We start from the raw sequence: 13,300 nt of genomic DNA on the forward strand, positions 1-13,300 counted from the left end.
AGTTTTAGCGACGCATTTTAAGCTGTTCAACAAATGAGGCAAAGGCAATCGCAGGATCTTGTTCTTTCATAAAGCGCTCACCGATCAGAAACCCATGAAAACCGGCATCCTTCATCCGGAAGATCGTTTCCACATTGTCGATCCCGCTCTCCGCAATCAGTAATTTATCGGTCGGTATCCGTTCGATAAGGCGGATACTGCTTTCTATATCCACCGTAAACGTCTTCAGGTCCCGGTTATTCACCCCCACTATCGGCGTGGCTCCGCAGATATGCCCCAATTCATCCTCCCCATGTATCTCCAGCAACACCTCCAATCCCAACGATCGCGCAAACTTCGCCAGCCGGCAGACCTCCTCCGGCGACAAACAGGCCGCGATCAGCAAAATGACATCCGCCCCAATGGCCTTCGCCTCGACGATCTGGTATTCGTCTACGATAAAGTCTTTACGCAGGATAGGGATGTTATTCACCCGCGCCGCCATCAGGTCTTCACTGCTGCCGCCAAAAGAAGGCCCATCCGTCAACACCGACAGACAGGAAGCCCCCGCTGCCGCATACCCCTTCGTCACGGCCTCCACCGATACCCGGTCATTGATCACCCCCTTCGAGGGACTCCGCCTTTTGAACTCGGCGATGACCCCCGTCTTTGCCGGATCGGTCAGACTCGCCCGTAAAGACAAAGGCTGCCGGTCAAAGAACCCGTTCCTTTCCAGCATCGCCACCGGCGCTGCCGCCTTCCTTTCTGCAACTTCCTTTTTTTTGTATTCAACTATCTTATCGAGAATGTTCATTGCAAGGATATTAACGTTGACAAAGCTCCATACGCCCTACCGCTCTCCAGGCTCTCCACCGCCGCCGCATACGCATCATCATACCCCCCATATCCGCCCGCAGAATACAGCGCCATCGCCGAATTGGCCAGCACCACCGCCGACTGCGCCCAGCTTCCCTCCCCCTTCAGTATCTTAACAAACAGCTTCGCCGACTCTTCCACAGTGTTGCCGCCATAAATATCGGTAGCATTTACCATTCTCTTACCTAATTCTTCGGGTGTGGCGATCCTTTCACCCGTATTCGTGATCACCTTGGTATCCCCCGTCAGCGAGATCTCGTCGTATCCGTCCAGGCTATGGATGATGGTAAACCGCCCGCCCGTCTGCTGCAACAGGTAATTATATATCCGGGCCATCTCCAGATTGTAGACCCCCACTAATTGTGTCGCCGGGAATGCCGGGTTCACCATCGGTCCCAGCATATTAAAGAACGTGCGGATGCCTAGCGCCTTCCTTATCGGCCCCACCGTCTTCAATGCCGGATGGAAAAGGGGCGCATGCAAAAAACAGATACCCGCTTCATCCACTTCTCTACGCAACTGGCCCTGCTCATTCTTAAACCGGTAGCCCAGCTGCTCCATCACATTGGAAGCCCCGCTGATGCTGGAAGCCCCATAATTGCCGTGCTTGGTGACCTTGTACCGCCGCCCCGTGCCCGCCACAATAAAACAGGACAGCGTGGAAATATTGAAGGTATTCTTCCCATCCCCACCTGTCCCCACAATATCGATCGTCTCCTCCCCGCCGAGGTCCACGCGAACGCAAAGCTCCAATAACGCATCCCGGAAACCTTGCAGCTCATCGATCGTAATGCTACGCATAAGATAGACGGTGATAAAAGCCGCCATCTCGCTGTCATTGAACTCACCCCGGGCGATCCGGGTCAGTACATCCTTCGCCTGTTCCCGTGACAGGGCCTTGTGCTCGAATAAATATTGTAATATCTTTTTCATAAGCCTAAGCTTTTAACCAGTTCTTCATTAATTGTTCGCCCGCCGGCGTCAGCACGCTCTCCGGATGGAACTGCACCCCCTGAACGTCAAATCGGGTGTGCCGTAGTCCCATGATATAATTGTTGTCGTCCCGCGCCGTTACCTCCAGCTCACCCGGCAACCCTTCGTCACTCACCACCCAGCTATGATAACGGCCGACTTCCAGCCGCTCCGCCATCCCTTCGAACACCCCCTCCGGCCGAAGCACCCGCACCGGCGTCGCCACCCCATGATAAACAGTGCTCAGGTTCACCAGCTTCCCGCCAAATGCTTCGCCAATAGCCTGATGTCCCAGACAAACCCCAAGGATAGATTTCGATGCCGCATACTCGCGGATCAACGGCAGCAACAAGCCCGCCTCGGACGGGATCCCGGGCCCCGGCGAAAGAATGATCTTATCATATTCGGCCACCTTTTCCAGCGCTATCGCATCGTTACGGTGCACATCCACCTTCTGCTGCAACAGCTTCTCCACCAGGTGCACCAGGTTATACGTAAAAGAGTCGTAGTTGTCAAAAACAAGTATTCGTGTCACGATCGTCTATTTAAAGTTGTGCTGCATACCGGATCGCCGATTTCAGCGCACCCAATTTATTATTCACTTCCTGTAATTCGCTTTCCGGCTGGCTGGCGGCCACCACCCCTGCACCCGCCTGATAGGTCAGCGTATTGTTACGGCTCAGCAGACTGCGGATCATGATCGCATGTACACAGCTACCGTCAAATCCCATAAACCCGATGCACCCCCCATAATAGCTCCGCGCCGTTGGCTCATATCCATCGATCAGTTCCATCGCCTTGAACTTCGGCGCCCCGCTAAGCGTCCCCGCCGGAAAGGTCGTAGCCAACAGGGCAAAAGGGTTATGGGCAGGCCTCAATTTGCCCCGCACCTCGCTCACCAGGTGGATCACATGGGAAAAATATTGCACGCTGCGATATTGAACTACGCGCACATCATCACAACTGCGGCTTAGATCGTTCCGCGCAAGATCCACCAGCATGACATGTTCTGAATTCTCCTTTGCGTCCTTCAACAATCTGTCCGCCGTCTGCCGATCGACAGCATCATCTCCACTTCGCTTGAACGTCCCCGCGATGGGATGCACAATTGCCTCACCGTTCTGCAACAGTATCTGCGACTCGGGCGAAGACCCCATCAGCTTATAGTCGCCATAGTCAAAGAAAAAGAGATAAGGCGAAGGATTGATATTGCGCAATGCCCTGTAGACATTGAATTCATCACCCCGGAAACCCTGCTGAAACCGGCGGCTCAGCACGATCTGGAAAACATCGCCCCGCAGACAGCTCTTGATCCCCTTCCCCACCATCTGCCGATAGTCCTCGTCCGTCATATTGGACACCTCTTCCCCCGCCGGCTCAAAGGGATATACGGGCACATCCTTGCTCCGGATAAGCGATTCCACCACGGGCAACTCTGACTCCAGGCCCGCAATAACATTCTCACAGATAAACAGCTCATCCTTAAAATGATTGATCGCGATCACATACTGGTAAAGCCGGTAGCGCATCAGCGGAATCGCCTTCTCCGTACCCCTGTCGCTAAATTTAACCGTATCAAAAAATTGCACCGCATCAAATGTCGTATACCCAAACAACCCCTGCACCGCCCGAACCGGTTTCTCGACGGCAGGCTCCACCTCGAATCGGGCCATAAAATCCCACAACAACTTCGGCGCATTCGCTAAAGTCTGGCCTTCGGCCGGGCCGCCACCGGCGTCCTGGGCCAACTTCCCCAGCGGCTGACGCTCCGGCGCCTGCCCCGGTAGTTTAAATTCGATGCTCTTCTTATCCGTGATCTCTATCCCGGCAATCGCATTGATACAGATAAAGGAATAGCTGTTGTCCGCAGCATGATAATCCGTGCTTTCCAGCAGGATCGTATCCCTGAACCGGTCGCGCAGCCGCAGATAAATACCCACCGGCGTATAAATGTCCGAGAGCAGCTTCTTGCAATGGGTCTTGATGGCGATCTTTTTCATAATTGTCTGATGGCGGGAACTCCGTCCCTTCTGGCCAAAAATTAAAAAGGCCCCGAACTTCGGGGCCCAAATATGGTAATAACTATGATAATAGCCTTACTTGCCCCGTTCGGAGTTCGTATGCCACCACCACGCTTGATTAAATTGCTTTTTCATTGCTCAGCAAATATGGTGGCTAAAAATGATTCCACCAAATTTTTTATTTTTGAGCATGTCGTCAACCTTCTGTTTCATCCTACCGGGACTCAACAACTCCGGACCCCAGCACTGGCAAACACGTTGGGAAGAACTATATGGCTTCACCCGCATCCAGCAACAGGACTGGGATACCCCCGTCAAAGATGATTGGATCCATACGATCAACGAGGTCATCGCCCCCTTTCCACCCGATCAGGTCATCCTCATCGGTCATAGTCTCGCCTGCGCCACCATCGCCCATTGGGCCAACCGCTATCAGCGCGCCATCAAGGGAGCATTACTCGTAGCGCCAAGCGACGTAGAAGCGCCATCCTACCCGCCCGGCACCGAGGGATTCACCCCCATGCCCCTGCAACCACTTCCCTTCCCTTCCCTCGTCGTAGCCAGCGATAATGACTATTATGTCACCCCCGAACGGGCCACCCGGTTTGCCACGCAGTGGGGCAGCCGCTATATGTCGATCGGCAATCGCGGCCATATCAATGCCGCCTCCGGACTCGGCGACTGGCCCGAAGGGTACAAACTCCTGCAAACCCTGTTTTAAATATGGAATCCCCCTCAACCCAACCCGCCGCAACCGCACCCCCGGCCCCTCCTTCGGCGACCTCCTCCGCATCGGCGCCCCGCCCCCCGCGCCTCCTCTCCTTGGATTTCATGCGCGGAGCCATCATGGTTCTGCTCGCACTGGAATCCACTCATCTCTACGAACACCTGGAAAAGGACACGGAAAATACCCCGCTTCATGCGATCGCAATCCAATTCTCTCATCATCCCTGGCACGGCCTCCACGCGTGGGATCTGGTGCAACCCGCCTTCATGTTCATGGCCGGGGCCGCCATGGCCTTTTCCCTGCACCGCCAGCAGCAACAGGGCATCAGCTGGAACCAGTCTTTCCGTAAGGCCCTCAAACGCTCGGGCTGGCTTTTCTTCTGGGGTGTGCTCGATTACGCCGTTCGCCCCGGCGGCCTGTCGTTCGAACTCTGGGACGTCCTGACCCAACTCTCCTTCACCTCCCTGGTCGCCTTCCTCATCTTCCGCTGGTCCGTCCCCGCCCAGGTCGCCACCTGCGCCGGTCTCCTGGTACTCACCGAGATCGGCTATCGCTTCACCCACATTCCCGGCTTCGACCAGCCCTTCACCGACCAGCACAACTTCGGCAACTATATCGATCTTCTCCTGATGAACAAGATCAACAAAGGCGGCTGGGTCGCCATCAATTGCATCCCCACTTCCGTACACACCATCGCCGGCGCCCTCGCAGGCAAGCTGCTGCTCGGCCCGTCCACGCATAAGGTAAGAACCCTCCTCGGCTGGTCAGCGGCCTGTCTGCTCCTCGGCTATACCATGGATGCTACCGGTCTCACCCCCATCATCAAACGCATCGCGACCAGCTCCTTCACCATCGTCTCCCTCGGCTGGTGCCTCCTCATCCTGGCAGCCTGCTATTGGTGGATAGACGTCCGTAACCATCGAAGGCGTCTGCTCTTCTTCACCATCGTCGGCATGAACTCCCTATTCATCTATTTATTCTTTGAAATAGTCGGTGACAGGTGGTTCACCGCCTACATCGGCGCCATCACCAACGGGCTAATGGGCATGGCTCATATTCCCACTGCCATCGCAGCCATCATCACCTCCCTGACCGTCTTCGGTCTCGAATGGTATCTCTGCTATTTTCTATACCGCAAAAAGATATTCTTCAAATTATAACACCCCCTTCGTACTCGGCAGGTAATTACTCAACGGGTCGCGCCGCACCGCCATCCTGATCGCCTTCGCAAACGCCTTGAAGATAGCCTCTATCTTATGATGCTCATTCTCCCCCCGGCTCCGTATATTCAAGTTGCAGCGGGCCGCATCGGAAAAGGATTTGAAAAAATGAAAGAACATCTCCGTCGGCATCTCCCCGATCCGCTCGCGCTTGAACTCCGCATCCCAAACGATCCACGACCTGCCGCCGAAATCGATCAACACCTGAGCCTCCGCCTCATCCATCGGCAGGGCAAACCCATATCGCTCCATCCCCCGTTTGTCGGCCAGCGCCAGCGCAAAAGCTTCGCCAAGCGTGATACCCGTGTCTTCAATGGTATGATGCTCGTCGATATGCAGGTCGCCATTCGCGCGGATCACCAGGTCCATCTTCCCATGCCGCGCAATCTGCTCCAGCATGTGATCAAAAAAACCCAGCCCCGTGACGATCGCCGCCTTCCCGCTGCCATCGATCGTAAGATCGATCTTTATCTGCGTCTCATTCGTATTCCGCTCATGTACCACCCTCCGGATACCCAGCTTTAAGAATTCATAGATCCTGCTCCACTCCGAGGTCTCGAGCGCAACCGCCCCCTCCAATTCCCTGCGGGAATCATTCACTTCCGCCCCGCCAAGACCCGGATCGTTGTTTAGCCAGATCGCCTTACAACCCAGGTTCTTCGCCAACTGCACATCCGTGATCCGGTCGCCGATAACAAACGAATTGGCCAGATCATACTCCGGGTTACCGATATACTTCGTCAGCATCCCCGTACCCGGCTTGCGGGTCGGCGCCTTCTCCGATGCAAAGGTCTTGTCGATATACACCGCACTAAACCGTATTCCCTCCCCTTCCAGCGCCTTCACCACAAAATCTTGCACCGGCCAAAAAGTATCCTCCGGAAAACCCTTCGTACCAAGCCCATCCTGGTTGGTCACCATCAACAGCTCGTAATCGAATTCCCTGGCTATCCGGCCCATATACTCGAACATCCCCGGGTAAAATTCCAGCTTCTCAAAAGAGTCTATCTGGTAGCTCGGCGGCGCCTCTTTGATAAGGGTGCCATCCCTGTCTATAAATAAGATCCGTTTCATCTTCTAAATTACAAATAGTTGAAAAACAATTCATTAACATCCAATCCCAACGCCTTTACTCTATACCGTACAAATTTAATAATTTTAAAAATCTTTACGCCATAAAAGAAACTCATGAATTACATCAGACGCCCCCATTATAGCGATAAAATTATTCCGTTCATCGATAAGCAGATCATTAAAGTGCTTACGGGTCAGCGACGCGTTGGCAAAAGCTTCGTACTCTACCAATTGATGGACGAGATCAAAAAAAAGTATAAAAATGCAAATATCGTTTATATCAATCGGGAATTAGAGGATTTTTTATTTATCCAGGATCACAAAGATCTTAACAACTATCTGAAGGAAAAGGCAGTTGAAGGAGAAAAGAACTATTTATTCATTGACGAGGTCCAGGAAATTAGTGATTTTCAATTATCCTTACGAAGCCTTTTGGCAAAAAATACGTGGGACATTTATTGCACTGGAAGCAATGCCAGGATGCTTTCCGGTGAATTAGCGACTACCGTGGCTGGTCGTTACATCGAATTCCATATTCATGCTTTAAATTTCCAGGAATTCATATTGTTTCACGACTTGGAAAACAACTTTGAAGCATTGATGAAATATTTGCAATTCGGCGGAATGCCTTATTTACGCAACATAGGCTTCGAAGAGAATTTGCCTTATGAATACCTGCGAAATGTTTACTCAACTATACTTTTAAAAGATGTCGTAGCCAGAGAGAATATCCGCAATGTATCCTTCCTCGAAAACCTTGTCACTTATTTGTGCGACAATGTCGGCAATCTCTTTTCGGCATCCAATATCAGCAAATTCCTCAGGTCTCAGCGTATCGATATATCCCCCCAACTGACCATAAACTATCTCAAAGCGCTGGCAAATGCCTATTTCGTTTATAGGGTCCCACGTACTGAAATAGGCGGTCTAAAGATCTTCGAAATAGGAGAAAAATATTATTTCGAAGATCTCGGATTGAGAAACGCGATACGTGGATTTAATCAGCGATCCGACATTCACAAATTGTTGGAGAATGCGGTTTATAAACATCTCATACAGCAGGGATACAGGGTATATGTAGGTAAACTTGGCCACAATGAAATAGATTTCTCAGCAGACAAGAACGGCCAGAAGATCCACGTACAAGTTGCTTTAACGGTCAACGATAAAGATACCGAAAGACGTGAATTCGGCAACTTACTCCTGATCCCGGACAATTATCCCAAATTCGTAGTTACGCTTAATGATCCGATGCTGGGCAACGATTATAAAGGCGTAAAACAGTTGAACTTGCTGGAATTCCTCAACGAGATCGGATAACCTCGGGATCACTGCGCCGGCGGCGTATTTGTAGCTCTTATCGCTTTCACCTGCGCAGCCGTCACCGCCGTCGCCTTATTTCCAAAACTATTGCGGACATACGTCAACACATCGGCTATCTGCTCGTCCGTAAGATCGGGATGCGGCGCCATCACCCCATGATAATCGTCCCCGCCGACATCCACGCCTTGCATTCCATTGAGCACGATCTTCACCAGCGTCGGCTTATCACCCAACACGAATTTCGTCTTCACCAGGGGCGGGTTCATCCCCTGCACTCCAAGCCCGTCCACCTGGTGGCAGGCCAGGCATTGCTCGAGATACACCTGCTTTCCTCTCTTTATCTGTGCAGCCAGACCACCCTGTGCTGGCTTCCCCGTCTGGGACATCAACCCCCAAGCCAGGACGAAGAGCCCCCCGGCCAAAACAAAAGAACTATACTTTTTCATGCGTATACGCTCTATAGTTAGCATTATTTATGATAAGATATCTTCCAGATCGTCCCCTTGGAATCATCCGTGACATAAAGGGCTCCATCCGGGCCTTGAGCCAAGCCACAAGGCCGGTAGTCTACCCGACCGGAAGCCGTTTTTTCCGCACCGCCCGAGAAATTGTCGGCAAATACTTCCCACTTGCCACTGGGCTTCCCATTCTTGAACGGCACAAAAACGACAAAATACCCCGCCTGCGGTTCCGGCGCCCGGTTCCAGCTTCCATGGAAGGCGACAAACGCGCCATTCTTATACTTTGCCGGAAACTCGCTGCCGGTATAGAACAACAGGCCATCCGGCGCAAGGTGACCAGGGAAAGCCACTATCGGCTCCTGGTACTCCTTGTCGGGTCCTTTCTTGCCGTCGCCGCCATATTCGGGCGCCAGTACCAGCCGGTGCTGCATCTGGTCGTAGAAGGTATACGGCCAGCCGCAGTTAGAACCCTGGTGCAGCTCGTACATGCACTCGGCAGGCAGCTCGGCGCTTTGTTTGGTATCCCAGATATCGGGGAACAGATCGTGCAGCTGGTCGCGACCATGCATCATCACGAAAAGCGAATTGGTCTGCGTGTTCCAGTCCAAACCAACGATATTCCGCAATCCCGTGGCATAATGGACGCCATCGCCATAGGTCTGGTTCTCCTTATTGGCCGTGAACATCCAGATGCCGCCCGCCGAATCCAGGATGGGACAAGGCATCTGTCCGGGTGAACCCTTTTGTCTGTCTTTAAACTGACAGGAATTGGAATAAGCCCCGACATTGACATACAGGTTGCCATTATGATCCAGCACGATCGACTTCGATTCATGCTCACCCCGGTTAAGCAGCCCCGTGACAATTTTCTCGGGCTGATCGGGATTGACGACATTATAGTCATTGTCCAGTTTATAACGGAAGACCTCCTCATCGGAAGAAGCATACAGATAGCCGTCGCTGATATAGATGCCCGTACCGCCATAATTGCCAAACCCGGTTATCTTGTCGGGCTTGCCGTCGCCATTCGTATCCTCGAGCCGGTAGATCCCCTTCCCATCCTTTGGCCGGTTTAATTTGACAAAGATCACCCCGTTGGGCGCCACCGCCAGATGACGGGTCCGGCCGAAATTCTCTACTAAGGTCCTGGCCTTGAACCCTGCCGGCAATTTGAGCTGACTGGCCGCATGCACGGTCGCTGCCGGATGTTTTGCTCCTTTTCCGCCGCCGGCCTGGCCAAAGGTTATCAGGCCGCTAAGACATAATCCCGCTGCGCAATACAATGATCTACGGAACATTTCTTTCGATTGATTGATGATGTGTTGCATGAAATGATCGATTAACGAACCGTAATTTAGTCCAAAAATCTACCCCGTAGTTACTAATTTTTCTCTTAGACTTGCCAGCCTCTCAGCGATTTTAACAATTCCGCGTTCTCCTTTTCAGTGCCCACCGTGATCCGCAGACAACCCGCACACAATTCTACCTTACTGCGGTCCCGAACGACAATGCCCGCGCGCAGCAGATGCTCATATACCCCCCGCGCATCATCCACTTTCACCAACAGGAAGTTGGCGTCGCTGGGATAAATATGCCGCACCAGCGGCAGCTCCCCAAGATCGCGGATCAACTGCTCACGCAGGGCCACCAGGCTACGGATCATATCGTTCACCTGCCCCACCTCTTCCAGGGCCTTCAGCGCCAGCTCCTGCGTCGCCTGGCTGATATTATAAGGCGGCTTCACCTTATTATATACGTCGATGATGGCCTCGCTTGCAAAAGCCATACCGAGCCGCAGCCCCGCCAGCCCCCAGGCCTTGCTCATCGTCTGCAACACCACCAGGTTGGGATACTCGCTCAGCTCCTGGATAAAGGACTTATGACGTGAAAAATTAATATAGGCTTCATCTATGATAACCAGCCCCGGGAAATTGTTCAGGACGATCTCGATATCCTGCCGGTCGATGGAATTGGCCGTAGGGTTATTGGGACTACAGATCCAGATCAGCTTGGTGTTCGCATCCACGAGGTTTTCCAGGTGCACCAGGTCGAGCTGGAAATCATCCAGCAAGGTCGCCCGGCGTACTTCCACATCGTTGATATGCGCACTTACTTCATACATGCCGTAGGTGGGCGGATTGATGATCACATTGTCCTTACCCGGCACGCAAAAGGCGCGGTACAGCAGGTCGATACACTCATCACTGCCATTGCCCAGAAAGATATGTTGCGGCGGAATGCCCTTTATCTTACTGATCGCCTCCTTGACTTTCCACTGATGCGGATCGGGATAGCGGTTATACCATTTCGTAAGCGGTGACCCAAGACTGTTCTCATTGGCGTCGATAAAGACCCTTGCCTCGCCCGTAAATTCATCCCTGGCCGAAGAGTAAGGCGTCAGCTGCCGGATGTTGTCGCGTAAAAGCTTATCTAAATTGAACATAATCTCATTTTTCTATTCTTATCGTCACCGCCCTCGCATGCGCCTCCAACCCCTCGGCCGAAGCCATTGCCATCACCGTCCCGCCAATCGCCTCCAACCCCTCCCGGCTCAACTGTTGAAAGGTGATCTTTTTCACAAAACTATCCAAACTCACCCCGCTAAACGCCCTGGCAGCTCCATTGGTCGGCAGCACGTGGTTCGTCCCGCTCGCATAATCGCCCACGCTCTCCGGTGAATAATGACCAAGGAATACCGACCCGGCGTTCACCACGGTTGAAGCCAGCCGCTCCGCATCATCACAGGCCAGGATAAGATGCTCCGGCGCATACTCATTCAGCAGCTCCATCGCCTGCTGCCCATCCCGGACAATAAAGGCCCGGCTATTCGTCAACGCTTTGCGTGCGATAGCTGCCCGCGGCAGCAATGCCACCTGCTCGTCGACAGCCGAAAGCACCCGCTCCACCACCGCTACCGAAGAGCTCACCAGTACCACCTGGCTGTCCGCTCCATGCTCTGCCTGAGACAACAGGTCGGCCGCAACAGATCCGGCGTCAGCCGTTTCATCAGCATACACCGCCACTTCACTCGGGCCCGCAGGCATATCTATCGCCACCCCGTCCCGCTGCACCAGTTGCTTGGCGCAGGTGACATATTGATTGCCCGGTCCGAAAATTTTATACACAGCAGGAATAGACTCCGTCCCATACGCCATCGCCCCGATCGCCTGCACACCACCCACCCGGAAGACCCGGGTCACGCCCACCAGCCCGGCGGCATACAGCAGCGCCGGATGCAGCCTGCCCTGCGCATCGGGTGGCGAACAAAGGACGATCTCGCGACAACCCGCGATCCCGGCAGGGATCGCCAGCATCAGCAACGTCGAGAACAACGGCGCCGTCCCACCGGGAATATAAAGCCCCACCTTCTCGATAGCGACCGATTTCCGCCAGCACCTCACCCCCGGCATCGTTTCGACGACGTCCTCCGAACGCTCCTGCCGCCGGTGAAAAGCTTCGATATTTTCTTTGGCCATCCTGATCGCCGCTTTCAACTCCTCATCTACCATCGCCGCACCTTCCGCTATCTCCTCCGCCGTCAGCTCGACCCGCTCAGGCGCCACCTTATCGAATTGCAACGAGAACTTCCGCACCGCATCGTCCCCACCCGATCGAACCTCGCTCAATATTGCCCCCACTGTCTCCTCCAGCCTTGAAACATCGATCACCGGCCGCGTCAGCAATCCGCTGGCAGCCGCGAGGCCCGTCTCTCTTATATCAGTAATAGTCATATCACCATTTTTTCGATCGGTACGACAAGAATACCCTGCGCACCCGCATCCTTCAGCTGCTCGATGATATCCCAGAAATCATTCTCGCTAAGCACGCTGTGTACACTGCTCCACCCCGCCTCCGCAAGCGGCAGCACCGTTGGGCTCTTCATCCCCGGCAACAGCCGGATTATCTCCGGCAGCTTGTCATTGGGCGCATTAAGCAAAACATATTTGTTGTTCCGCGCCTTCTTCACCGCCCTTATCCTGAACAGAAATTTCTCCAGCAGCTGCTGCTGCCGGGCCCCAAGCTGCTCATTACGGATAAGCACCGCCTGGCTCTTCAAAACCGTCTCCACTTCCTTCAGTCCATTCATAAACAGCGTACTGCCGCTGCTCACCAGGTCGACAATGGCATCCGCCAGACCAATACCCGGAGCGATCTCCACCGATCCGCTGATCTCATGGATCTCCGCCTTGATGCTGTTCTTATCCAGAAACTGTTGCACCAGCACCGGGTAAGTAGTAGCGATCTTCTTCCCATGGAGAAAGTCCACCCCATCGTACTGCTCGCTCCTGCCTACCGCCACCGACAGCCGGCATTTCCCGAATCCCAGCTGCTCGACGATCTCGGCCTTCTTCTTCTTCTCATAGAAAACATTCTCCCCCACGATGCCGATATCCGCCACCGCATCTTCCACATACTGCGGGATATCGTCGTCACGAAGGAAATAGATCTCCATCGGGAAATTGTCGCATTCCGCCTTTAACTTGTTGACCCCGTTCTTCAGGTCGATGCCGCAGTCTTTTAACAGTTTGACGCTATCGTCATACAAACGGCCTGACTTCTGGATAGCAATTTTTATTTTATCCATATATTTAAAATAAGAAGGGCCTACCTCGCGGTAAGCCCTTTAGTAATTTTATGTTTTAGACA

13 protein-coding genes are annotated in these 13,300 nt (G+C 53.3%); 3 read left to right on the forward strand and 10 right to left on the reverse strand.

Translation table 11 applies throughout. The features are described 5' to 3' along the window. Positions 1 to 4: 4 nt before the first annotated feature. Genes trpC through IEY39_RS06765 form a run of 4 tightly spaced genes read right to left on the reverse strand, consistent with a single transcriptional unit; the run spans position 5 to position 3,827 of the window. Entirely contained in the window at positions 5 to 793 is a 789-nt protein-coding gene (trpC, locus tag IEY39_RS06750) for an indole-3-glycerol phosphate synthase TrpC (RefSeq protein ID WP_188929761.1), read from the reverse strand. Continuing rightward, entirely contained in the window at positions 790 to 1,788 is a 999-nt protein-coding gene (gene trpD, locus IEY39_RS06755) for an anthranilate phosphoribosyltransferase (protein WP_188929763.1), read from the reverse strand. The genes trpC and trpD overlap by 4 nt, the downstream gene beginning before the upstream one ends. Before the next feature lie 4 nt (positions 1,789 to 1,792). Continuing rightward, positions 1,793 to 2,362, reverse strand: a complete 570-nt coding sequence (locus IEY39_RS06760; protein WP_188929764.1) for an anthranilate synthase component II — start codon at positions 2,360 to 2,362, stop codon at positions 1,793 to 1,795. A gap of 10 nt (positions 2,363 to 2,372) precedes the next feature. Continuing rightward, positions 2,373 to 3,827, reverse strand: coding sequence for an anthranilate synthase component I family protein (locus IEY39_RS06765; protein WP_188929765.1), 1,455 nt, complete (start codon positions 3,825 to 3,827; stop codon positions 2,373 to 2,375). Between the two features lie 211 nt (positions 3,828 to 4,038). Here IEY39_RS06765 and IEY39_RS06770 point away from each other — a divergent pair, with 211 nt between their 5' ends. Next, positions 4,039 to 4,569, forward strand: a complete 531-nt coding sequence (locus IEY39_RS06770; protein ID WP_188929766.1) for an RBBP9/YdeN family alpha/beta hydrolase — start codon at positions 4,039 to 4,041, stop codon at positions 4,567 to 4,569. Between the two features lie 2 nt (positions 4,570 to 4,571). Further along, on the forward strand, positions 4,572 to 5,735 hold the full coding sequence (locus IEY39_RS06775; protein ID WP_188929767.1) for an acyltransferase family protein: 1,164 nt from the start codon (positions 4,572 to 4,574) through the stop codon (positions 5,733 to 5,735). Here the strand turns inward: IEY39_RS06775 and hisB are convergent. Continuing rightward, the gene (gene hisB / locus IEY39_RS06780) at positions 5,730 to 6,869 is read right to left on the reverse strand and encodes a bifunctional histidinol-phosphatase/imidazoleglycerol-phosphate dehydratase HisB (RefSeq protein ID WP_188929768.1); all 1,140 of its coding nucleotides are present in this window, start codon (positions 6,867 to 6,869) and stop codon (positions 5,730 to 5,732) included. The two genes, IEY39_RS06775 and hisB, sit on opposite strands and share 6 nt — an antisense overlap. Before the next feature lie 114 nt (positions 6,870 to 6,983). On the opposite strand from hisB, the gene IEY39_RS06785 reads away from it, so the two are divergent. Further along, positions 6,984 to 8,189, forward strand: a complete 1,206-nt coding sequence (locus IEY39_RS06785; RefSeq protein ID WP_188929769.1) for an ATP-binding protein — start codon at positions 6,984 to 6,986, stop codon at positions 8,187 to 8,189. Positions 8,190 to 8,197: 8 nt separating this feature from the next. Here the strand turns inward: IEY39_RS06785 and IEY39_RS06790 are convergent, their stop codons facing one another. The 5 genes from IEY39_RS06790 to hisG all read right to left on the reverse strand — a co-directional run bounded on the left by IEY39_RS06790 (position 8,198) and on the right by hisG (position 13,238). Next, positions 8,198 to 8,638, reverse strand: coding sequence for a c-type cytochrome (locus tag IEY39_RS06790; protein WP_188929770.1), 441 nt, complete (start codon positions 8,636 to 8,638; stop codon positions 8,198 to 8,200). 23 nt (positions 8,639 to 8,661) lie between these two features. Next, on the reverse strand, positions 8,662 to 9,981 hold the full coding sequence (locus IEY39_RS06795; RefSeq protein ID WP_229688801.1) for a PQQ-dependent sugar dehydrogenase: 1,320 nt from the start codon (positions 9,979 to 9,981) through the stop codon (positions 8,662 to 8,664). A 65-nt stretch (positions 9,982 to 10,046) separates the two neighbouring features. Next, positions 10,047 to 11,096, reverse strand: a complete 1,050-nt coding sequence (hisC, locus tag IEY39_RS06800; protein WP_188929771.1) for a histidinol-phosphate transaminase — start codon at positions 11,094 to 11,096, stop codon at positions 10,047 to 10,049. Positions 11,097 to 11,100: 4 nt separating this feature from the next. After that, positions 11,101 to 12,384 (reverse strand): histidinol dehydrogenase, encoded by a 1,284-nt coding sequence (gene hisD / locus IEY39_RS06805; RefSeq protein WP_188929772.1) that lies wholly within the window; start codon positions 12,382 to 12,384, stop codon positions 11,101 to 11,103. After that, on the reverse strand, positions 12,381 to 13,238 hold the full coding sequence (gene hisG / locus IEY39_RS06810) for an ATP phosphoribosyltransferase (protein ID WP_188929773.1): 858 nt from the start codon (positions 13,236 to 13,238) through the stop codon (positions 12,381 to 12,383). Before hisG ends, hisD begins: the two co-directional genes overlap by 4 nt. Positions 13,239 to 13,300: the final 62 nt, after the last annotated feature.

The organism is Puia dinghuensis (genome assembly GCF_014642875.1).
GTDB classification, from domain to species: Bacteria; Bacteroidota; Bacteroidia; order Chitinophagales; family Chitinophagaceae; genus Puia; species Puia dinghuensis.